Genomic DNA, 22,040 nt, shown 5'->3' with positions numbered 1-22,040 from the left:
TAATTTTATCTAATACACTTATTGAAATTATTTAAAGGAGTACCTATTTTACTTTCGAATATAATATATAAATAAGGTATATAGGAGGCGCAAAATGTCTGATGGCATCCAGTTATTTATTATCCTTTTGTTGTATTCATTATATTTAGCATCATAAACTTTTTAGCAATTTCCCTATCTCAACATAGCTTTAAAAGAAGGGTTGTGGCAGGCTTCATATTTTTACTGCTAATGCCTATTATTTTTTTGACAATTACGGCACTCACTTCTATATTGGATAACGCTGGTTTGGGAGCAATTAACCTAACCTCTTTTATTGTAAATGTATACATTTTAAACGGCATTGTCATTCTTCTTTCCGCTTCATTTATCCTCAAAAAACAAAATATAAGATAGCACATTAGGTATGAATCTGGATTACATTTGATTCATGCCTTTTTATTTTAAAAACTCTACCTTCCCCAATTTTTATCCCACTTTAATGGACAGTAAGACCCCCACCTCAAAATTCAGCGAAAGCAAAGAAGTTGTGTGGGGATCGGGCTGCCCATTAAATTCCGATTGGTTCAACTAATATCCAGTGGGAGATGAAGAAAACCCCTACTGATTAAAGTTTCACTTTATATGAAATTAACTAATTCTTTATAAAAATTTAAACTTTATTTATTACAATATTCGTATCGCATTCGCACGTTTATCGAAAATGAAAAGAAAGGAGTACAAAATGAAAAAGGTTCTATTCATTATTCCGTTATTCATTATACTACTCAGTGGATGTAGCAATAATGACATATACGGTACTTGGGAAGTCATTGATAACAAAAACGGTCTTTGTCCTGTATCGTATAAATTTGAAACAGTTGTAAAAGAAGAAAAGAAAGAAAAAATCATTCAATATTTAGTAGAGATGCAAACAACGAAGAAAAAAGAAGATTTATACAAAGGTTCATTTGTTAAGGATTCTAATGTATATCACATTGATTATGGTAACTCATTTACATCAGATCAAACTTTAAAAGTTGTCGATGGCAAATTAAACGTATACTTTTATGCAGTGGAAAAATTATGTACATATAAAAAGAAATGATTACTCTTCATTTAAAACGCAGAAAATGTTTTCTGCGTTATTTTTATCCTCCCTCTAAATTTGTCAATCGTTTTAATTTTCATAAAAAAATGATAAAATGTACTCATGTGTTTTCAGAATAATTAAAAACGCAGAAAGAAAACACTGTTTTTAGGAGGGGTTTTGATGACTTACACGTTAGCAACTAGAATGAAAGCATTCCAATCTTCTATATTTAGTGAATTAGGGGCCTATAAAAAAGAAAAGATTGCAGCAGGCCACAAAATGATTGATTTAAGTATCGGGAATCCTGATATGCCACCTGCTGATTTCGTAAGAGAAGAAATGGTACATACAGCAAATCAAAAAGAAAGCTATGGATACACATTAAGTGGTATTCAAGAATTTCACGAAGCTGTAACTGAATATTACAACAACACTCATAATGTTATATTAAATGCCGATAAAGAAGTTTTATTATTAATGGGGTCACAGGACGGACTCGTTCATTTACCTATGGTTTATGCGAATCCGGGAGATATTATATTAGTTCCTGATCCAGGATATACAGCTTATGAAACAGGAATTCAAATGGCTGGAGCAACATCTTACTACATGCCTTTAAAGAAAGATAATGGTTTCTTACCTAACTTAGAGCTAATTCCTGAAGAAATTGCAGATAAAGCGAAGGTGATGATTTTAAACTTCCCAGGGAATCCGGTTCCAGCAATGGCTCATGCAGATTTCTTTAAAGAGGTAATTGTATTCGCGAAAAAGCATAATATTATTGTTGTCCATGATTTTGCTTATGCTGAATTTTATTTTGATGGTAATAAACCAATTAGCTTCCTCTCTGTACCTGGCGCTAAAGAAGTTGGCGTAGAAATCAACTCTTTGTCAAAAAGTTATAGTTTAGCAGGTAGTCGTATTGGATATATGATTGGAAATGAAGAAATTGTTCGTGCGCTTACCCAGTTTAAATCCAATACAGATTACGGAGTGTTTTTACCAATTCAAAAAGCGGCATGTGTTGCACTAAAAAATGGCGCTGCTTTTTGTGAGAAAAACCGCGGTATTTATCAAGAACGTAGAGATACTTTAATCGATGGGTTCAAAACATTTGGCTGGAATGTCGATAAACCAGCTGGTAGTATGTTCGTTTGGGCTGAAATTCCGAACGGCTGGACTTCTATAGATTTCGCATATGCATTAATGGATCGTGCGAATGTCGTTGTTACGCCAGGTCATGCATTTGGACCTCACGGAGAAGGCTTTGTACGTATTGCACTCGTTCAAGATAAAGAAGTGTTACAACAAGTTGTTGAAAACATTAGGAATAGCGGTATTTTTTCTCTTGAAAAAATTAATGAATTAGTTAAAAATTAATGAATAACTCCCCTGCTTAACTGTAGCAGGGGTATTATTTATTGGAGGTACTTTCATATGCATATTAAGTACACTCTTCCTCATCGTTATCCATTTTTAATGATTGATAAAGTAACAAATGTAAAACAACGCGAATCCGTTACAGGATATAAACTCATTACAAATAACGAATGGTTTATAAATGATAGTCAAAAACATATGCCTCATATGTTAATTGTAGAGGCACTTGCTCAGCTTAGTGCATTTGTACATACGAGTGACTCTGAAGGACTAGGCTTTCTCTCCTCTTTAGATGGAGTTGTATTCCACGGAAAAGCATATCCTGGTGATAAACTTGATTTACATTATGAGCTAACTCGCAATCGCCGAGGTTTTATTCTAGGTAAAGGCACCGCAACTGTTAATAATCAGCCGATTGTAACGATAGAAAAGCTATTAATATATCAAGCTGATTAGAGTGTTCCTTACATTAGTTGAGAGTATGATTTAACACGAAAGCATATTACGTAGTTAGGAGCAGGTAAATGGAAAGTACGATCGGTATCGATGCTGGAGGAACATTAACGAAAATTGCTTATTTGAACGAAAAAATGCAATTAGCTTTTGAAAAGTTTTATTCAAATGAACAAAATAAAATAATAGATTGGCTTAAGCAAAACACTGGTAAAAAACAAATATGTATTACAGGTGGTAAAGCAAAACAATTACAGCAACTACTTTCAAACTCATATAAAATAGTAGAACTAAATGAATTTGAAGCTACTCTTATAGGTGTCCGATACATTTTAAAAGAAGAGAAGTATGATATAAACAACTTTATTTTAACAAATATCGGCACAGGTACTTCTATTCATTACGTTTATAATGACCAATATATTCGAGCTGGCGGAACTGGTGTTGGCGGTGGTACTATTATGGGACTTTCAAAATTGTTAACAAATCTAGAGCATTTTGAAGATGTGATCCCTTTAACAAAAGTAGGTTCTAGAAAAGAATTAGATATTACAGTTGGTGATATTTATGGCGGTATTCTCTCCCCTATTGATAATAGTTTAACTGCAAGCAATTTTGGTAAAGCCGCTACTATAGAATCAAATTATAATAGCTCAGATATACTTGCTACTGTACAAGGACTCGTCGGTGAAGTCGTTACTGCATTAAGCCTTCAATTTGCCGAAACAAAAAACATTGACCATATTATTTATATTGGTTCGACTCTATGTAATAACATACATCTTCAAAATATTATTAGTAGCTACACAAAATATCAAAATAAAATACCTATTTTTTTACAAGATGGTGGTAATAGCGGTGCGATTGGTGCTTTACTTCATGTTGCGAATAAAAAAAGCTGACTTTTGTCAGCTTTTTGAAATGCGGATTTTATACGCTAAAACAGTCTCTACATGTGAGATTTTATCTTTGTTACTGTAAAAATCAACTAGTTCCCCAGCTAGAGGTGACTGTTGACGTAAAATTCGTTAGCTGTAGAAAAAAACTATTTTCTTACCTTTTTTTAATAAGATTTCAATAATTCATTTATAAATACACTAACTCAATTATCAATTTACTACAGCTTTTTTGCGTAATATACAGAAAGGAAGTTAAATTCTATATGTAATAATATTGGGAAAACAATTGATAGTGTGGAATCCGTAATCATACCATATATTATTCCCCCTAAAAATGCGAACAGCATAAATTTTATAGTAGTCTGATTAAATTTGTAATATTGTAAGTGAGATACAGCAAATAGAAAGGAAGATATTAGAATTGGTAGCGTAACTGGTATGTAAGCTATTTCAAAATTAGAGAGGATTGGGAATGCGTTGTTAAGTATTGGTATAATCATCCCTCTAAAAATTACTTCTTCAAAAATAGGATACATAATTACAAAGTTTAAGATATTCTTTTTCCCAATTGGATTATATCCTGAGTATCGTGAAATGACAATATTCGTTATCAAGGCAATCAAGATTAATACAACAATTGATTCATAGTGAATTGGTAAACGGAATACATAATTATCTACATAAAAATAACTAATTATCGTCAGTATTGTCCCCCATATATAAATAATCTCATTTTCTATCTTGCGGTACAACGTTTTTCCAATAATAATACCAACTGTAACATCAACAATTTTATATGAAAAAGCTAATAAAACAGCAAGTACTAACGCAATAAAGTAGCTCATATCGACTCATTACCTCCTCTCAAAAAGAACTATTTTCATTTCATGTATTTGATTTACCCCCATTACCATACATTTCTTTCATTCACTATAAATTTTACCATATAGTGGTGATTTTGAGAGGGAAAATTAGTTACATAGCATATAATGATTTCATAAAAAACAAAGACTTCTCTATTGAAAAGTCTTTGTTTTTACACTGTATGATTACTATTCCCCCGCAAAACTTTCCTAAACTTTATAAAACAAGCAATTCTCCACGGAATAATATACGATACTGCAACGACGTAAAATAATAAACCTATCGTTTGTTGATCTAAACCAGCAATATATTGCCTTGAACCATACCTTAAAACGACAAGTGCAATAAAAGTGATTAAAAAAGCAGCACTTTTTTTCGTATAAATATTCCCATCATCTCTTCGTTCATAATTTGTTAATACTATAAGCGGCACAGCGAAAAGTCCCCCAATGAATACCGCTATAACTACTTGTAATATAGCTGGATGTACGGGACCAAAAAACCATACAACACCTGGTGTTAAAAATAATAATGGCCATAAAATACGTTTTCCTGATCCCTTTATTGGCTTATGCATGGAGCGATAACGACGCCAAAATATTAGTAGTGCAATGCATAAAAAAACGGTTATTAATGAAGAAGTATCCCCCATTTCCTCTTCCTTCTTCCCTAAAAATAATTGTATTTAAATTGTATCTTCAAACGAAACCTTACGAATAAATAGAGCGCTAATTACAATATATATATAAATAAGAACAATCGAAACTGATATGAAATTAGGTATTTCTAGCAACATTTTACTATTAATAAACACCAATTCTTTTATTCCTATTCCTGCATACATTGTACTCGCCAATCCGAATAAAAATACTATACTAAAAGCAAACCCGAACCAATTAAACCTATTCTGAACAATGATAGTTGATTGGAATAAACAAGCTAATGTACTATAAAATATGAACTGTACAAAGAATTGTTCAATTGCATATGACCCCCAATTTACATATTCAGTTTTATAAAATGTATCCTGTAAAAATAAAGCTTGAAGACATGAAAACAATGCTGATTGCAATAAATTATAACATATTGAACCAATCAAGAATTGAAACCTAGTGACCCCAAACAATACGACCGTAGGAAAAATATCAATTTGAATAAAAAACACGCTTATCACAATAAACATTACAATTGCAATTGATGAATTATTGAATATATCATGTAAAAATGCCACATTTATTCCCTTTAAATCGGTTGCAGTCATGGTCCCTTTTATAAGTAATGCTACAGTCCAAAAGATAAGAATGGCTTTATAATGATACTTTATATGTAACTTCAACTGCTTCATTAACATCGTCATTTCACTTCACCACCAGTTATATGAATAAATAGTTTTTGTAATGTAATTCTATCAATTGCTAAATCTTCTTTTTCAAGAGAGTAATAATCTTCATTAGAAAGTTCTTCCCATATAACAGTAATTCCCTTATTTCCATAGATTTCTCGATTTATTACTCTTTTATTAATTGTGAACTCATCCACTTTATCTTTTTTCCCTGAAATAATATAAGCTTGTTGTAATAACTCTTCCACTGATGATTGAACAACTATCCTTCCTTCTTTTATAATAATTACATCTTCAATCACATGAGTTACTTCTTCTACTAAATGTGTGGATAATATAATAGTTCGTGGATACTCACCGTAATCTTCTAGGAGTAGACTATAAAATAATTCACGATGTGCTGCGTCTAAACCTGTAGTTGGTTCATCAAAAATTGTAATTGGTGCCCTGCTTGCTAATCCTTGAATAATTCCAACAACTGTTTGCATACCGTGTGATAGCTTATGATATTTCACTTTCATATTAAGCTGAAATTTATTAGCGAGTTCTTCAGCATACTTTTCATCCCAGTTTTTATAAAACATGCTACACATCTTAAAAATATCTTTTACTTTATAACTGAAATGTGCTTCTTCTTTCACTCTAACAAAACAAATATTTTGCATCGCTTTACTATTCTCAAAAACATGTTCACCAAATATTGATACACTTCCACTACTTGAAGTAATTTGGCCTGCAAGTAAATTTAATAGTGTCGTTTTTCCCGCTCCGTTTCTACCGAGCAAACCATATATTTTATGCTCTTCCAATGAAATCGTTACTTCATTTACTGCTACTTTCTTTTTATATTTTTTCGTTATATCTTTCGTTTCAAGTGCAATCATCCCTCTTTCCCCTCCTTCGTAATTTTTTGAATCATATCCATCAATTCATCTTTTGATATTTCTAATACTTTTGCTTCTTCCCACACTTTCGGTAAATATTCGGTCATAAAAGTATTTTGTCTTTTTTTAAGTACGACTTCTTTTGCTCCTTTTGCAACAAACATCCCGATCCCTCTCTTTTTATATAGAATCCCTTCGTCAACTAATACATTTACCCCTTTAGCTGCAGTAGCTGGATTTATTTGTAACATCTTCGCAAATTGATTTGTTGATGGAACTTGTTCTTCTTCAAGCAATATGTCTTTTAAAATATCAGATTCAATGGTTTCTGCAATTTGTAAGTATATTAATTTATTTTGCTCCAGAGTAGGTTTCACAATTTCACCACCTTAGTTCGGTTCATAGGTTCATTACTTATGTAATTAACCATACCACATAAACATATTCATTTCCATAAATTTCTTTTACAAAAAAGAGAGTCATTCGTTTAAGAATGACTCTCTTTCTAAAATTTTGAAGTTTCAACTCTTGTTCTTAAATTCTTTTCATTTATACCATTTTGACAAAAGTTAAATTGTTGTCCTTTTATTAACTTTGTACGATCTACTATTTGCCCTAAATGATAACTTGTATGCTCCACTAAATGTAATAAACTATGAAGTTCAATATGTCTTTTTTCTTCCCATGCTTGTATATATGCTTTTCCCCATTCATCAAATACCTTTTCAACGTACTGTAGCAAAACTTCAGTATGTTGTCGTTTTGTTGGAAAATACTCCTCGATTCCCTTTTCAAAAACTATATTTGGATTTTTATAACGACTAGTATTTCTCTGCATATGTTCACAAATATGCAGTACGATTCCACCAATTGAATTAACAGACTCCCCTTGTTTCCATAAATTCTCTTCACTAACAAACTGAATTGCCTGTACTAACTTAGGTAAATAATGAGCCTGCATTCTATGATAAGTAATTTTGTATACTAACTCCATCTTTGTCCCTCCAATTATTCCACTGGATATTTAATAAATAAAGATTTTCGGAAATCTTTATCATTCACAAGCTTATTCATTTTTTCTTTATTATCATTAAGGAACTTTACTACTTTCTTTTTATCCCATATATTATCTTCTTTTGGAAAATCATTAAAATTTTCATACAAGATTGGTAGTATTTCTTCTCTTTTTATCTTAAACTTTTTATTTTCTACTTGGAAATCAAAAGCTTTTGCATTTGGTACTAAAATCGCTAGATAAATAGCATTAAAGAGAAAATTCTTCTTTATTGTATCCTTACCATCAAACCAATACGTCTCAACCATGTCTTCTGTAAGGGGGCCATTCCCTTTTGCACCATAGTTCACCTTTATACTTTCATTCTCTAAACTTACACTTTGAAATGTTTCACCACCAGGTAAATGATTAACAATTGCAACTACATCTGAGTTATTCCCAACGTATGTCCCTGCATATTTATTAAAATCACCAGGTTCAACATCGGATATTTCTTTTATTCTTTCTCCTCTAGAACAAGAAGTAATACATAAAAAAATTGTTAGCATAACAACTACATTACGATGCATATATTTCATTTAGCATCCCCCATTTTTATCGATATTTCGTTAATTACAATACACCTTCTCAAAACCCTTTAAAATATACGCATTTTAATCAAAATTAAAAATTTTCATTTTTTATGTTTACAATTATCCATTAATTGTATATACTTACTAACGTAAGAAAAATATTCTAAAAGGAGGTCGAAGGAAATGATGAAATTACAATTACATGCTTTAACTTTAGCGTTAACTGCACCTGTGTTTTCTGGACAATTCAATATGAATTCGACCACCCTAATGGAGAATTGAAAATCGTACATTATTTCGATTAATTCATAAATTCGCCACAGGAGGTCGTATACTTTCCTGTGGCTTTTTCACGCCTAGCCATAGGAGAACTATATCTTCCTGTGGCTTTTTTGTGCGATTTTTTAGTCTCTTACATTATTTTTTAAAGAAAGGAGCAACATTCGATGACTATTAGCGTATTGTTTTTAAGTATTACGATTCAAAGAAATAAAATTTCTAAAGATAAAATGTTTCATAATGAGCAAATAGAAAAAGCTATGAATGATGTTAAGGAGCGCCAAGCACTTTATTGTGATCACATGTAATTCCTTTTCGAAAGGAGGAATTCATTTATGACTTTTCATATTTTCTTTTTTACGACTGTACTTCAGAAAAACACTTTAACTGAAGCTGAGATCCATCGTAAACAACAAATAAAACAACTGACTGATAAAATGACTGACATTAAAAGTTCATATTATACGCATATGTATTAAAAATATATTTTTAAGGAGAACTACCTTCATGAAATTTAAAGCATTCTTTTTAACTATCACCATTCAAAAACGTAAACTTTCTCACAACGAAATTTTACGCGAGCAACACATTCAATCCATTATGGACGAAGTAAAAGAGCGTCAAGCTTCTTATTACAGCCGTCTTTTCTAATAAACTTATAAAGGGGTTTTATCTAATGAAATTTAAAGCATTCTTTTTAACTATCACCATTCAAAAACGTAAACTTTCACAGAAAGAGATTTTGCGTGAGCAACACATTCAAACTATTATGGACGAAGTAAAAGAACGTCAAGCTTCTTATTACAGCCGTCTTTTCTAATAAACTTATAAAGGGGTTTTATCTAATGAAATTTAAAGTATTCTTTTTAACTATCACAATTCAAAAAACTAAGTTCTCGGACAGTGAGATATTGCATGACCATCAAATTAATAAAGCTATGGAAGATGTAAAAGAACGTCAAAGTCACTACTGTAGCCATCTATAATTCCTTTCGAAAGGAGGAATGTATCATGAAGTTTCATCTTTTCTTCTTAACAATTACAATCCAAAAAGAAATCTTTTCTGAAGATGAATTAAAACAAGAGCAACAATACAAAAAGATTATGGACGAAATTCGAGATCGTAGAAGCAAATACTATACTCACATATAATCCTTTAAAATATAAAACTTGAAAGGAGTCGATTATGATGTTGATAGCACGTTGTAAGGAAATGATTTGGATAGTTCAGAGGGATTCCACATAGTTATAGGCTGTTTTAATTTTATTTTTCATCGTATTTAATGTGTAAAAACATCACAACAAAAATGCCTATTATCCAATATTAGAATAGGCATTTTTGTATCTTATCTTTCCAATATCGCCAAGCTACTAAGTACTCTTCTAAATCTTGTGGGTGCACTTTTGCACAAACTCCAATACGAGTGTACAGTTGTACTATAACTTCCATTACTATTCTTGAATTCTCAATGTCTACATTATTTAAATGCGAAAAAGCTTCAAATAATGTCTCTGTTTCTAAATCATCAGGTGATGAACAAAAAGCATATGTAAAGTCATATAATACTGGGCCAACTATTGGCGATGGATCAATAACACCTCTTAATATCTCGTTTCGAAAGACAAAGTTATGTATACCTGTATCACCGTGCAGAAAATGTTTTTCTTCTTCCTTCTCCCCTTTTGATAGTTCATTTACAATTTGCATAACATTCATATAATCATCTTTTAATAAAATACCGTTTAAGTTTTTATAAGCTCCTTTAACACTGTATGTATTAAATTCATGCCAAGACTTTCTTGGTAAACCTAATCTTCCCCACTCTTCTTCCTCACTACATTTCTTATAATTATTAATGAAATCTCTTGCTAAACACGTCATCCATTGAATTTTACTCCCTCTTTTAAAATGCGTCTCACCTTCAATAAATGTATATAAAATAAATTTTTTGTTTGAATCTGTAAATATAATTTTAGGAAGTAAATAAATCTCTTCATACATATGAAGAAATCTTTCTGTATACGAAATATTTTCAGGTTTATCGATCTTTAATACATATTTCTTATTAGACTCTCCATATAAAATATACACTTGTCCTTCAGTCGTTCCCTTTTTTCTATCAATGTTTTCTTTTGTCAAATGAATAATACCTTTATGTTGTAATTCATTTATAATCATTTCCGTATCTATAATTTCTGCCATGTGGCTAAACTCCTTTTGATATAAATATTTATTTATTGAATATATACGATACAAAGACACATATTCCTGCCATATTATTAAATAAAAAGGTATAGAACTCAATAACAGTTCTATACCTCTTAATTCATTACTTTACTTTCGATTACTTCTCTTCGTCTTAAACAATCTCACTAAGTTCGATACAACTGTTTTCGTTACTGCATACACTGGCACCGCCAAGATCATTCCGATAATTCCCGCAAAGTTACCTACCCCTAAAATTAAAATAATAATTGTTAACGGATGGATATTTAATTTTGAACTCATAATACGCGGTGAAATGATGTTACTTTCAAATTGTTGTACAATTGTTACGATAATAATTACGTACAACGCTTGCATCGGAGATACGAACAAACCTACAATAACAGCTGGTGCTGCACCGATAAATGGACCTAAGTTAGGAATGATATTTGTAAATGCAGCTATAATTCCTAAAACAAAAGCGTACGGTAAATCGATAATTAAATAACCGATAAAAGTAAAAGCACCTACAAATATACAAACGAGCGCTTGCCCTTGAATATATGCAGATAATGTTTCGTTCGTTTCCTTAATGATACGAAGCCCTTCTTCACGGTATGACTCTGGTAATAAACTTACTGCTTTTCCTGGAAACGCATGTCCATCTTTAAACATATAAAATAAAATGAACGGTACTGTAAAAATAACTAATGCGACGTTCGTTATGATACCAAATAAAGCCGTTGCACTCGACGTAATTGTGTTTGGTATATCCTGTAAGTATTCAATTGCATTTTTTTCAATTGTTTCAATGGAAACATAGTTTTGCGTAGATAACCATTCAAACAATCTATGATGGGATAAATCTTGTATGTATAGTTTTCCCTCTTTTATATAGCCTGGCATATTTTTCACTAAATCCATTAGCTGTTGTGAGATCGTTGGAACAACTACCCCAACTCCAACCGCAGTTAATGTTATGATAAAAAGATATAACAGTAAAATCGCTAAATTTCTAGGTACTTTTTTCTCCTCTAAAAAGACTAACACCGGATTAAATATGAAGTATAAAAATAACGCGATTAAGATTGGGAAAAACAGCGTTGATATGAAGATACCAATCGGTTGAAATAGAAACGATATTTTTGTGCAAATAAATATGATCGCTACAACCATTAGCACTTCTAATGTCCAAAAGTGCACTTTCGATTTCAAAAAAACGTCCTCCTTTAAACTAGCACTTCACTTCATTGTACCAAAATAAGTAACAATTTCACATAATATTTTCCTTTACAATATTCCAAAATACCAATAAATACACTACAATGAGATTACATACAAATTTGCAGGTAAAGGTGATAAAAATGACACAATGCATCATTTGCAGAAAAGATACGAAAGAACTTAGTGAACAATATGTCATCCCAGAAATATTATGTGGATATTATTTCACAAACTCAATTTGTGATACTTGTTATGAACAAATGACAACAAATATTGATCGCCCCTTAATCCGGCATAAATTAAGTCAGTTTAAGATTGAACACATGAAAAAACAGATTGACTCCCCGCTCTATACGAATGAGCATGGTGAGGAACTTGCAGCGGCTGAGACGGATGTTGTTGAAGTAAGTGACGAAATACTTTATTCCAATGCATTAATTATGAAACTATGTAAAAAGCACGATATTTCACTACATAATGAAATTTGGAAAGAAGAACGTGTAACGAAAGTAGCTAGCTCTATTCAACGTGAATTACTTTTAGATAACCGTAAGTATAAAATGAGTGTATTAAAAATGGCTTATACTTTCGCTGTACAAGCAGTCGATGGCTATTTTGAAGATCCAGATGCGATTGATATTTCTAGCATCCTATCAAATGCCGACTTCATGGAATTAAAAGAAAAGAGCATTGTTCGTGATTTAAGCAAAAGTTCTTTATGGAATACATTAAATACAAATAGCGAAAACCACTACTTTATTTTATTAAGTGATAAAGATGGCCTGTTCTGTTTCATTCGTCTATTTGATATTTTTGATGTTGTCGTTCATTTATCAGAAAAGAGATATGAACTTCCTTCACCAATTGTCGGCGTTAATGATGTAAATAAGCAAGAATTTTACGTTCAAACTTTAAAACAGTATATGGACGGGCTCTTTAAAGAAAAATCACCTTCTATTTAATTAGAAACAGAACATACGGTCTCCTTTCTTGATGAAAAGACACTGTGTTATAATAAGTATGAAAAGAACAATACAATCACATAAACCAATTATAAATTGTATATAAATAAAAAAGACTAGTGTGCGGCTACACACTAGTCCACGTAACTTAGCAGATTGGATTGTTCATTTATCCTATTTGTTTCTTACAAACAAAACAACCCACATTCTATTGGCATAGGTGGGTTGTTATTTTTTGAGCTTGTCTATTAAAACGACGACGAATGTTAACAATGCAACGAGAAACAGTCCACCTTGCAGTAACAACGCTATTTCACTCACTTATTATCACCCCCCTCCTACTTAGAGAAGTGATAATTGAACAACCAACCGTACCTTAAGTTACTATTTAATTTTATCATATTTTCTAATAGTTTACGATGAAAACTCGCAAGTGATTTACTTGCGAGTTTTTTCCCCCGTATTAACAGGCAGTAAACAAAATGAAGCAAAACATAGGTGAAACTGCCTCTAAATACCCAATTGGTGAAGGCTAATAATCCTTTGGGACAATTCAACCAAAGGATTAAAGCTTCACTTTATTTCTCACTATTTTTTTAATGCATATGCATCAGCTACCATTTCACCAACAATTTTATTTTCTTGTTTCTTTTCTTCTTTCAATAAAGGAAATAAAAGTTCTGCCACTTCATATGCCTCTTCTAAATGTGGATATCCTGATAAAACAAATGTATCAATTCCTAACGCTTCATATTCTTTTATTCTATTTGCTACTGTATGCGGATCTCCAACAAGCGCAGTACCTGCACCACCTCTTACAAGCCCGATGCCAGCCCATAAATTAGGACTTATCTCTAACGACTCTCGTGTACCTTTATTTAAATGGGTCATTCGTTTTTGACCAACTGAATCATATCTTGCAAATGTCTTTTGAGCAAGCTCAATTGTCTCATTATCTACATATTGAATTAAACGTTCTGCCTCTTCCCACGCTTCTTCTTCTGTTTCTCTTACAATTACGTGTAACCTGATGCCAAATCGTACTGAACGCCCCTTCTCTTCTGCCAGTTTTCTTACTTCCTCTATTTTCTCCTTCACTTGCTCTGGCGGCTCTCCCCACGTTAAATATACATCACTATGTTCTGCTGCAACTTCCTTTCCAGCAGCGGATGATCCTCCAAAATATATAGGAGGATATGGCGTTTGAACTGGTGGGAACACAACTTTACTATCCATAACTTTAATATGTTTTCCTTCTAATGAAATGGTCTCACCTTGCAAAGTCGATTTCCAAACTTTTAAGAATTCATCAGCTGCTTCATACCTTTCATCATGTTCAAGATATAATCCATCTCCTTGTAATTCAACTGGATCTCCTCCAGCTACTACATTAATAAGTAACCTCCCGTCTGAAATTCTATCAAATGTAGAAGCCATCCTCGCTGCAACTGTCGGTGACATTAGTCCTGGTCGAACTGCTACTAAAAACTTTAATTTCTCTGTCTCAGCTGCAAGTGCCGATGCAAGTACCCATGGATCTTCACAACCTTGACCAGTTGGAAGTAACACACCTGTATATCCTAAATAATCGGCTGCCTGTGCAACTTGTTTATAATAACCATACTCAGCTGCTCTTCCTCGTTTTGTCGTGCCTAAATATCGACCATCTCCATACGCCGGAATAAACCATAATAATTCCATACCTTTACACACCCCTTATTTATGTTGAAACATACACTAAAATACTCTATATAAATTACCCCTAATAATTTATATGTTAATTTCCTATCTCTCCTTTAAAATTATCTCTCCATCTTAAAAACTTCACTTCTAGTAAACGAACAAGTGAATCAGAAAACTTCCCAACGAATGCAAAGATAATAATACCGACAAATACAATATCTGTATTTGAAAATTGCCTTGCATCCATTATCATATAGCCAATACCTTCTGTAGATCCCATAAGTTCTGCTACTACTAAACTCACCCATGCAACTCCTAATGATAATCTTGCTCCTAGTAAAAGGTTAGGTAATGCGGCAGGTAAAATTAATTTTGTAATTAATTTTCTTTTACTAAACTCTAACACTCTCACAACATCGAATAACTTTGAATCTACACCTCGTATTCCTAGAAACGCGTTTACGTATAAAGGAAAAAATGCACCATCTGCAATTAATAACACTTTCGATGTTTCACCAAAACCGAACCATAATACGAAAAGCGGTGCAACAGCTAAGTGAGGCACAGTTCTTAACATTTGTACTGACGGATCTAAATATTGCTCGCTTCTCGTTGAAAACCCAACAATCGTTCCTAATATAATTCCTAGACTCCCACCAATAAAGAAACCAGCCGCAGCCCTGAATACACTGATACTTAGATGACCGTATAACTCTCCTGTTTTTATAAGTTCTTGGAAAGCTAGAAATATATGTAATGGCGTTGGTAATACTGTTTTAGAGACTAAATCGAATACGCCAGCTAACTGCCAAATAATTAATACGACAATTGGTATCGTAATCGCTCTTACTAACACTTTTACATTTGTCTTTCGCACTTTTTTTACATTGACATTACTTTTGCCAATCGTTAAACTTGCCCTTTTCACAACAGCCTTTGTATTTTCCAATTTACAAAACCTCTTTTCATTTCGCCTTTATTGCTTTTTCTACGAAAGAATTATCTACAACTTTATCAGTTTTGATTTCTTTCTTTATAGAACCGAGCTTATATTGAAAATCTGCTGTCTGTTGCTGTTCTGCAACTATTTCTTTCGTTACCGGAACTAAGATGGGTTTGTCGTGATTAAACACTTCTTTTACAATATCTGCATCTATTTTCTTTGCAGAAGTGTATATTTTTATTGCTTCATCCAAGTTTTCATCTTGCCATACACGTGCTTTTTCATATACTTTAAGGAATTTCTCCACTAATTCTGGATGCTCTTTCGCAAATTTTGTTCTCGCAATTAAAAACTCTGGAGAAGATACATTTAATTGTTCACCATCTGTAATCACCTTCGCTCCTTTATTTACCGTATGTAACGATATGAAAGGATCCCAAATTGCCCATGCATCTACTGATCCTGATTCAAATGCTGGCTGCGCTTCATCTGGTTGTAACTGAATGACATTTACATCTTTCGCATTGATACCTTCTTTATCAAGCGCTCGATACAATAAATTAAATGCGCTACTTCCTTTTGCTACTGCGATTTTTTTACCTTTTAAATCTTTTACACTCGTAATCTTGCTATCTTTTTGTACAAGAATGCCTGTTCCTTTTCTCGCATAACTCGTATTAGCAATTTCAGTAAATTCAATACCTGCTGCTTGCGCGGAAATAACTGGAGAGTTGCCAACTTCACCAAAGTCTAATCGATTTGATGCAATTGCTTCAAAATAAGGAGGACCGCTTTGAAACTCTGTCCACTTCACCTTAACTCCTTCTTTTTTAAACTCCTCTTCAAACCATCCTTTTTTCTGTGCGAGTAATAGTGGACTTAATCCTTGTTGAATACCAATTTGTACTGTTACATCTTCCTTCTTACTACTTGCTGTGCTTTTTTCACATCCGAATAAAAATAAAGAAATAGCTAATGCAAAAGAAAGAATTTTGATTTTTTTATACATATACTCACCCTTTCCCTATATACTTGTTTGAATTAGTCCCCCGCGTTCAAACTGCTGTAATACTTTCTTTCGAATTTCTTGGAATGACTCCGAAGTTTTACTACGCGGATAAGGTAAATTATTTTCAATCACTTTATGTATTTTTCCAGGCTTTGCACTCATGATGACAATTCTGTTTGAAAGATATATTGCTTCGTCTATATCATGTGTAACGAATATCATTGTCGTCTTTTTTTGTTCCCAAATGTTGAGCAGTACTTCTTGCAAATGACTTCGGGTAAATGCATCCAATGCTCCAAATGGCTCATCAAGTAACAATACATTTGGATCTCTTAGCAACGCTCTTGCAATCGCAACACGTTGTGACATCCCGCCTGATATTTCTTTCGGATATGATTTTTCAAAACCATCTAACCGAACAATTTCAACCCATTCCTTTACCTTATCCTTCACATACTTATCTTTTAATGATAAATCCGCCGCAATATTTTCTTCCACTGTAAGCCACGGAAACAATCGATGCTCTTGAAATATAAATCCTTGCTTCTTACTCGGTTTTGTTATACGCTCCCCGTCAATAATGATTTCTCCTTCAAACTCGCCGTCTAAGCCTGCAATAATTTTTAATAGTGTACTTTTTCCGCAACCACTCGGACCAATTACTGTAACAAAATCCCCTTTCTCTAATTGAAAATTAATATTCTCTAATACTTGAACGGTACGAGTTTGTTTCGAAAAATATTTTGATACTCCATCAATTGAAACAGTCACTTCTTCGCCTCCTTGAAATGATTCATCTAAATGAACAGATTCAGTATTTATGCAATAAAAAAACCAAAGGCATTTTATCAATAGATAAAATGCCTTTGGTTTCTCCAATCAGCAATACGTAATAGAATTAAGTACATATTATACAAATATTTCCGATAAGTCAACTGGGTTTTGTTAAAAAATACATATGGTTCGTTTGAATATCCTTATTGTTATTTATTTTTTACGGTTCTTAATCCACTGTAACCAATAAGAAAACTCACATGCCAAATGCATTTGGTGCGATTTAATAAGGCTATTAGGACAAAGTGCTGGAAACTCTACAACTAGACTTACTTCTATACCAGTATCTGTATCTTTGAATTGATGTCGAACTCCACCAATAGTAGTACCGTCTTTCATACGTGCAACACCTGTTGATTGGTATTGATAAGACTTATCTCTAGGTGTCTTCAATCCCGTTTCGTCACCAAAAACAATAAAAAATTGAACTGGAAATGGAGAATTACCAGTAGTTTCGATAACTTCTAATTCATTTTCTCCAAACGGTCTTAGTACATAGTGATCAGGACAAGCTGACAAGTTCACCTGATTATTTTCACGTGATTGTTCAAGCATAAAACTGTCAATCCCATTTATCGCTTCTTCTGCTGTAATCCCATCTAAATAGATACTTGTTTTTGAAAATTTTCGTCTATTACCAGATAAAACTGTAGCGATACGCATACCCATTTCACTTAATTTAAGTTTAGACTTCAACTTATCATACATTTCATCGTATGAATAATTTAATTTTAGTTCCGTTAGTTTTTTTATCATAACGTCTGTATCATTTAATTCTTGCTCTTTATGTCCTAATGTATTTAAAACTTTTTTAATACGTTCTCTTTTCCATTTTGTAAGTTGTTCATTCGAAATATTGTTTCCATCTATCATAATCTTCATATACATTCTCCTTCTCTTTGATCATATCGTAGTGTATTTAATACTAAATTAACCATTTCTTGCTTCGTATCTAAATTCAAATTCACCTCTGAATGAGCAACACTGCTAAGACCGTATAAAATAAAACCTGAAGCTAGTAATGAGTTATCAGTATTAAAAATCCCCGTTTTCATCCCTTCTTCAATCACTTGTCGAATTAACGGCTGAATTCGCGTGAATAATTTCTGTTCCAGTTGAAAATGTTGTTCTGTCTGAAAAGAACTCACATTTTTATAAGGCGCTAATTTTTCAATAAATGTCCAAAATATATTTAGAGAATCTTCCATCTTTTGCATGACAGACCGTTCATTTGAAATTAGTACTTCTTCGATTAACTCCATATTTTTCACAATAAAATCATTTAAAACTTCATCAACAAAGTTATCTTTAGACTTGAAGTAATAATAAAATAAGCCTGTTGCTACACCTGCATGATTCACAACATCTTTTATGCCAAATCCTTTCATACCATTTTTCATATATAGTTCAAAGCCAATATCCATTAACTCTTGTCGTCTTATATCTGGTTCTTTTGATATTCTTTTCATAGGTCATCTCCTACTAAGTTTGTCCTCGACTGAATCTGATTCAATCATAAATGACTGAACTATATTCAGTCAACATTAATTTCTACAAAAAAGAGTAATCCCAAGAAATATACATCTAACCTTAGACTTATCAAAAAAGTTAGATTATATAACTTGAGACTACTCAATTTCATTAAACACGTATTCTATTTTCAAATCGATTACAATTTAGTTTAACCTCACTCTTTCTGTTTCTACAATCATTTGAGGAAGGGTCTTTTGAATTATTTCCTCTAATACATTAAGAGCTTCATTCACATAACCATCCTCAAACTCCTCTAAAGACTCAGGCAACTCATCTTCATCTAAAATAAAATATTCTCCACTTGGAAGTACCAAAATATCAATAATTAAGTCTTCAAATGACACTAGTTCATCTGTTATTTGCGTATTTTTTACAACATTAAAATAAGAGCCTACATACATTCCATTCTTATCTCTCCATATGTATAAATTGTACGGACGATCCTCCCAGTAGTATGCAATGGTGTAACTGCCTTTCGGGATTGTTAAACTTGAATCATGTGTATTCATCATAAATGAATACTGAACCTCATGAAATAACACGATACTTCGCAACTGCTTTTCAAGTAATAAACAAGTGTGTTCTACTGTTGTCGAGTCATATCGTATTTTTCTTTCTATAATTTCACTTTTGGATGTTAGTAATTTATTCATTCTTTGTTTCCCCTTATGCTATTTCTAGCTTTATTATATCGGTTTATATAGTCATAAAGAAGTATTTGGTCTCCAAGTACACAATAAAACTCCCTCTTATTTTAGAAGGAGTTTTTCACTGTCCATGCTTCATATTTTTTCACTTCTAATGGAAGCTCATTTGTTTTCAGCCATTCTACTGCACTACATACAAGTGGAGATGAATTGTCTTCTGTAATGCTTTCTATAGAAACCCATCTCGCTCCTAAAGAATCTTGACCTTCAAATTGTTTTGGTACTATGATTTTCCCTGCACTCTTTTCAACATCATACAAAACTGCAATATGGTGTACATGTGTATAATCTTTAAACTTTGAAGGGTATTGAAAATCAACCGTACCTACTTGCTTTATAACCTTTACTTCTAATCCAGTTTCTTCTTTACATTCCCTATGGAGTGCCGATAACAACGACTCCTCTTCATTTAAGCTCCCTCCAGGTAGATCATATCTGTTCTTATATGGACCTTTAATTTTATCTATTACTAATATGTTATTGTTTTCGATACAAATGCCATACACACCAAACGTACGATGAAAATTAGTAGCATTATTCATGGTTCAATTTCTCCGTCATCACATCATAAAAATTCCGTTCCTCATCAACATTTAAGTGAACACGACTTACTGTTTTAGAAAACCCATATAACAATTGTACTTTCGCCGGCTCTTTAAGTATAATTTCAAATGTTGGAGGTTCCTTTATAAATTCCATCACCGTTGCGTCAAGAACCTCTTTCTCTTTCTTTAAAAGTTCTCCTTTATAGAACGTAATCTTATCAATTTGTGTAAAAGGTATAATAATTTTCTTTCCTAATCCGATTTGAATGATTATCTTTTTTTCCGTAACAATAATTGGATTTTTACGCATTGCTTGTATTTCAGCTAAAAAATAAAACATTACATATACGTTTAAAGCAAGTAACACCCATGCTACAACTGGATTCCATTGATGAAACAAATAATGAAAGCCGATACTTTCTATTAAGGTCGCATGGATGATCATAATATATACACCTATTGCGCCAGTCTTTTTGTGATATGAGTATACGTATTCACCTTCTGGTATTTTTTCACGCCACGATAAAAATGCATAATAGATTAACTTACACTCTGTTACAATAATATCTACTAATTTATTTCTTTTCATAGCAGCGTCAAACGCAGCATCAATTGCATAAGAAAATGAAGAATACTCACTTTTATATTCTTTATATTTTTTTATTATGTTAGGAAGCTTTCTAACAATTTTATATAGAAGGAATAACTCTACACATACAAAAGCAATTTCTCCTGCAACTATAATATAAGAAACGTATGAAAAAGCTTGTAAATAGTCGCTTGGAATAATAAATCTTGCAAATATATAACCAGCTATTACGACAGGGAATATATACGTTAACGAGTATCTTTTTCGAATAATAAAGAAATACGTAATGACCGGAATTACAAACATACAATCTAATAATGACCCAAGAACAACTTCTTTCGGAGTAGCTGGTACAATCGGAAGAGCATACAATAAATAGTTTGATAATAAGATTGAAGATACGAGTCCAATCCATATACCTTTTCGCCTTCGCGAAAGTGTGACACTCATACTTTCACTCCTCTATTTAAAAACCTCGTTTAAATGGTCTTTATAAAATGAAATAGCCCGTTCAAACTCTTTAACTTCTTCTACTTTTACGACTGTTTCAAGTAATAATTTCATCGCGGATTCATGATCGTTTACGTTATATTTCGCTAATGACAAAAATACTTTCATCACATCATTATCTGGAAACTGCTGCAAACCTGTTTCTAAAACAGTAATTGCTTTATCATACTCGCCTATACAACGATATGTACTACCAAGACCGATATATGCGCCGCAAAGTGACTCCCCTTCAAGACCGTTTGCAATTGCCTGTTCATAATACGGCATAGCTTCTGTTTCAAGACCCATTACATCATGTATCCAGGCACATTGATAAAGTACTTCTGCATCCCTCGTAAAGTTTGTTAATCCGATGAGTATCTCTTTAGACTGCGCATATTTCTTTTCTTTCCGGAGTTTAATAGCTTGCTTTAATAAATGTTCCATAGAATTCACTCCTCACCAATTATTCTATGTATCCATATTGAATGGTTAACGTTTGTGCAAAAGTAAAATTCCCATAAATTAAAGTTTCGCTTACCAATATATACTATGC

The 22,040-nt window shown here is 32.4% G+C and carries 31 protein-coding genes and 1 pseudogene; 12 read left to right on the top strand and 20 right to left on the bottom strand.

The features are described 5' to 3' along the window. Positions 1–94: 94 nt before the first annotated feature. The 5 genes and pseudogenes from PDQ68_RS08800 (at position 95) to coaW (ending at position 3,807) form a co-directional block, all read left to right on the top strand. A pseudogene (locus tag PDQ68_RS08800) lies at positions 95–396 on the top strand (hypothetical protein). A 328-nt stretch (positions 397–724) separates the two neighbouring features. Continuing rightward, positions 725–1,087, top strand: coding sequence for a hypothetical protein (locus tag PDQ68_RS08795; RefSeq protein WP_061182436.1), 363 nt, complete (start codon positions 725–727; stop codon positions 1,085–1,087). Between the two features lie 165 nt (positions 1,088–1,252). Next, positions 1,253–2,452 carry an LL-diaminopimelate aminotransferase gene (locus tag PDQ68_RS08790; RefSeq protein WP_061182437.1) on the top strand — a complete coding sequence of 400 codons (1,200 nt, stop codon included), beginning with the start codon at positions 1,253–1,255 and terminating at the stop codon, positions 2,450–2,452. Positions 2,453–2,509: 57 nt separating this feature from the next. Next, the gene (locus tag PDQ68_RS08785) at positions 2,510–2,908 is read left to right on the top strand and encodes a 3-hydroxyacyl-ACP dehydratase FabZ family protein (RefSeq protein ID WP_061182438.1); all 399 of its coding nucleotides are present in this window, start codon (positions 2,510–2,512) and stop codon (positions 2,906–2,908) included. A 68-nt stretch (positions 2,909–2,976) separates the two neighbouring features. Continuing rightward, positions 2,977–3,807: a type II pantothenate kinase gene (gene coaW, locus PDQ68_RS08780; RefSeq protein ID WP_000446256.1), complete on the top strand. Its 831-nt coding sequence runs from the start codon at positions 2,977–2,979 to the stop codon at positions 3,805–3,807. A 215-nt stretch (positions 3,808–4,022) separates the two neighbouring features. Here the strand turns inward: coaW and PDQ68_RS08775 are convergent, their stop codons facing one another. The 7 genes from PDQ68_RS08775 to PDQ68_RS08745 all read right to left on the bottom strand — a co-directional run bounded on the left by PDQ68_RS08775 (position 4,023) and on the right by PDQ68_RS08745 (position 8,487). Next, positions 4,023–4,649, bottom strand: a complete 627-nt coding sequence (locus PDQ68_RS08775) for a CPBP family intramembrane glutamic endopeptidase (protein ID WP_062822372.1) — start codon at positions 4,647–4,649, stop codon at positions 4,023–4,025. 191 nt (positions 4,650–4,840) lie between these two features. Continuing rightward, positions 4,841–5,320 (bottom strand): CcdC family protein, encoded by a 480-nt coding sequence (locus PDQ68_RS08770; protein WP_061182440.1) that lies wholly within the window; start codon positions 5,318–5,320, stop codon positions 4,841–4,843. A gap of 33 nt (positions 5,321–5,353) precedes the next feature. Then, complete coding sequence (locus PDQ68_RS08765) at positions 5,354–6,025, bottom strand: DUF4052 family protein (protein WP_061182441.1); 672 nt, start codon at positions 6,023–6,025, stop codon at positions 5,354–5,356. After that, the gene (locus PDQ68_RS08760; RefSeq protein ID WP_061182442.1) at positions 6,022–6,894 is read right to left on the bottom strand and encodes an ABC transporter ATP-binding protein; all 873 of its coding nucleotides are present in this window, start codon (positions 6,892–6,894) and stop codon (positions 6,022–6,024) included. The genes PDQ68_RS08765 and PDQ68_RS08760 overlap by 4 nt, the downstream gene beginning before the upstream one ends. Beyond that, the gene (locus PDQ68_RS08755; RefSeq protein ID WP_000805194.1) at positions 6,891–7,271 is read right to left on the bottom strand and encodes a GntR family transcriptional regulator; all 381 of its coding nucleotides are present in this window, start codon (positions 7,269–7,271) and stop codon (positions 6,891–6,893) included. Before PDQ68_RS08755 ends, PDQ68_RS08760 begins: the two co-directional genes overlap by 4 nt. 128 nt (positions 7,272–7,399) lie before the next feature. Next, positions 7,400–7,888, bottom strand: a complete 489-nt coding sequence (locus tag PDQ68_RS08750; RefSeq protein ID WP_061182443.1) for a DinB family protein — start codon at positions 7,886–7,888, stop codon at positions 7,400–7,402. A gap of 14 nt (positions 7,889–7,902) precedes the next feature. Continuing rightward, a complete protein-coding gene (locus PDQ68_RS08745) occupies positions 7,903–8,487 on the bottom strand; it encodes a DUF4825 domain-containing protein (protein WP_061182444.1) in 585 nt (194 codons plus the stop codon). A 440-nt stretch (positions 8,488–8,927) separates the two neighbouring features. Between PDQ68_RS08745 and PDQ68_RS08740 the strand changes: the two genes are divergently transcribed. From PDQ68_RS08740 to PDQ68_RS08715, 6 genes are read left to right on the top strand one after another with little or no spacing between them, the layout of a single operon-like run. Further along, positions 8,928–9,068 carry a YrzI family small protein gene (locus tag PDQ68_RS08740; protein WP_000156180.1) on the top strand — a complete coding sequence of 47 codons (141 nt, stop codon included), beginning with the start codon at positions 8,928–8,930 and terminating at the stop codon, positions 9,066–9,068. A gap of 27 nt (positions 9,069–9,095) precedes the next feature. Beyond that, entirely contained in the window at positions 9,096–9,239 is a 144-nt protein-coding gene (locus PDQ68_RS08735) for a YrzI family small protein (RefSeq protein ID WP_000142732.1), read from the top strand. Between the two features lie 28 nt (positions 9,240–9,267). After that, entirely contained in the window at positions 9,268–9,411 is a 144-nt protein-coding gene (locus PDQ68_RS08730) for a YrzI family small protein (protein WP_000668957.1), read from the top strand. A gap of 25 nt (positions 9,412–9,436) precedes the next feature. After that, positions 9,437–9,580, top strand: coding sequence for a YrzI family small protein (locus PDQ68_RS08725; RefSeq protein ID WP_000668966.1), 144 nt, complete (start codon positions 9,437–9,439; stop codon positions 9,578–9,580). A 25-nt stretch (positions 9,581–9,605) separates the two neighbouring features. After that, complete coding sequence (locus PDQ68_RS08720; protein ID WP_000669812.1) at positions 9,606–9,746, top strand: YrzI family small protein; 141 nt, start codon at positions 9,606–9,608, stop codon at positions 9,744–9,746. Between the two features lie 25 nt (positions 9,747–9,771). Beyond that, a complete protein-coding gene (locus PDQ68_RS08715; RefSeq protein ID WP_016717764.1) occupies positions 9,772–9,912 on the top strand; it encodes a YrzI family small protein in 141 nt (46 codons plus the stop codon). Between the two features lie 172 nt (positions 9,913–10,084). Here PDQ68_RS08715 and PDQ68_RS08710 read toward each other — a convergent pair whose 3' ends face one another. Together PDQ68_RS08710 and PDQ68_RS08705 are read right to left on the bottom strand one after the other, a co-directional pair. Then, positions 10,085–10,963 carry a phosphotransferase gene (locus PDQ68_RS08710; protein WP_016717765.1) on the bottom strand — a complete coding sequence of 293 codons (879 nt, stop codon included), beginning with the start codon at positions 10,961–10,963 and terminating at the stop codon, positions 10,085–10,087. 132 nt (positions 10,964–11,095) lie between these two features. Continuing rightward, a complete protein-coding gene (locus tag PDQ68_RS08705; RefSeq protein WP_270786658.1) occupies positions 11,096–12,181 on the bottom strand; it encodes an AI-2E family transporter in 1,086 nt (361 codons plus the stop codon). Positions 12,182–12,330: 149 nt separating this feature from the next. Between PDQ68_RS08705 and PDQ68_RS08700 the strand changes: the two genes are divergently transcribed. Next, positions 12,331–13,152: an HNH endonuclease gene (locus PDQ68_RS08700; protein WP_016717766.1), complete on the top strand. Its 822-nt coding sequence runs from the start codon at positions 12,331–12,333 to the stop codon at positions 13,150–13,152. Positions 13,153–13,380: 228 nt separating this feature from the next. Here the strand turns inward: PDQ68_RS08700 and PDQ68_RS08695 are convergent, their stop codons facing one another. From PDQ68_RS08695 to PDQ68_RS08645, 11 genes are all read right to left on the bottom strand, one after another. Next, positions 13,381–13,473 carry a putative holin-like toxin gene (locus PDQ68_RS08695; protein WP_001289320.1) on the bottom strand — a complete coding sequence of 31 codons (93 nt, stop codon included), beginning with the start codon at positions 13,471–13,473 and terminating at the stop codon, positions 13,381–13,383. A gap of 267 nt (positions 13,474–13,740) precedes the next feature. Continuing rightward, the gene (gene ssuD / locus PDQ68_RS08690; RefSeq protein WP_061182500.1) at positions 13,741–14,853 is read right to left on the bottom strand and encodes an FMNH2-dependent alkanesulfonate monooxygenase; all 1,113 of its coding nucleotides are present in this window, start codon (positions 14,851–14,853) and stop codon (positions 13,741–13,743) included. Positions 14,854–14,929: 76 nt separating this feature from the next. After that, on the bottom strand, positions 14,930–15,784 hold the full coding sequence (locus PDQ68_RS08685; RefSeq protein ID WP_061182501.1) for an ABC transporter permease: 855 nt from the start codon (positions 15,782–15,784) through the stop codon (positions 14,930–14,932). 16 nt (positions 15,785–15,800) lie between these two features. Next, on the bottom strand, positions 15,801–16,787 hold the full coding sequence (locus PDQ68_RS08680; protein ID WP_061182502.1) for an aliphatic sulfonate ABC transporter substrate-binding protein: 987 nt from the start codon (positions 16,785–16,787) through the stop codon (positions 15,801–15,803). A gap of 15 nt (positions 16,788–16,802) precedes the next feature. Further along, entirely contained in the window at positions 16,803–17,558 is a 756-nt protein-coding gene (locus tag PDQ68_RS08675; protein WP_000218592.1) for an ABC transporter ATP-binding protein, read from the bottom strand. Positions 17,559–17,774: 216 nt separating this feature from the next. After that, entirely contained in the window at positions 17,775–18,503 is a 729-nt protein-coding gene (locus tag PDQ68_RS08670; protein WP_061182503.1) for a hypothetical protein, read from the bottom strand. Then, positions 18,500–19,090 carry a TetR/AcrR family transcriptional regulator gene (locus PDQ68_RS08665; RefSeq protein WP_000822614.1) on the bottom strand — a complete coding sequence of 197 codons (591 nt, stop codon included), beginning with the start codon at positions 19,088–19,090 and terminating at the stop codon, positions 18,500–18,502. The genes PDQ68_RS08670 and PDQ68_RS08665 overlap by 4 nt, the downstream gene beginning before the upstream one ends. 207 nt (positions 19,091–19,297) lie before the next feature. Then, entirely contained in the window at positions 19,298–19,807 is a 510-nt protein-coding gene (locus PDQ68_RS08660; protein WP_061182504.1) for a ribonuclease FAU-1 family protein, read from the bottom strand. Positions 19,808–19,908: 101 nt separating this feature from the next. Then, positions 19,909–20,403, bottom strand: a complete 495-nt coding sequence (locus PDQ68_RS08655) for an NUDIX hydrolase (RefSeq protein ID WP_001057916.1) — start codon at positions 20,401–20,403, stop codon at positions 19,909–19,911. Then, complete coding sequence (locus PDQ68_RS08650) at positions 20,396–21,445, bottom strand: hypothetical protein (protein ID WP_270786657.1); 1,050 nt, start codon at positions 21,443–21,445, stop codon at positions 20,396–20,398. Before PDQ68_RS08650 ends, PDQ68_RS08655 begins: the two co-directional genes overlap by 8 nt. A gap of 12 nt (positions 21,446–21,457) precedes the next feature. After that, positions 21,458–21,931 (bottom strand): tetratricopeptide repeat protein, encoded by a 474-nt coding sequence (locus tag PDQ68_RS08645; RefSeq protein ID WP_000400626.1) that lies wholly within the window; start codon positions 21,929–21,931, stop codon positions 21,458–21,460. Between the last annotated feature and the right edge of the window lie 109 nt (positions 21,932–22,040).

It is taken from the genome of Bacillus cereus group sp. Bc010, assembly GCF_027716745.1.
GTDB lineage: Bacteria > Bacillota > Bacilli > Bacillales > Bacillaceae_G > Bacillus_A > Bacillus_A pacificus.
This window is presented reverse-complemented; position numbering and strand designations above follow the sequence as displayed.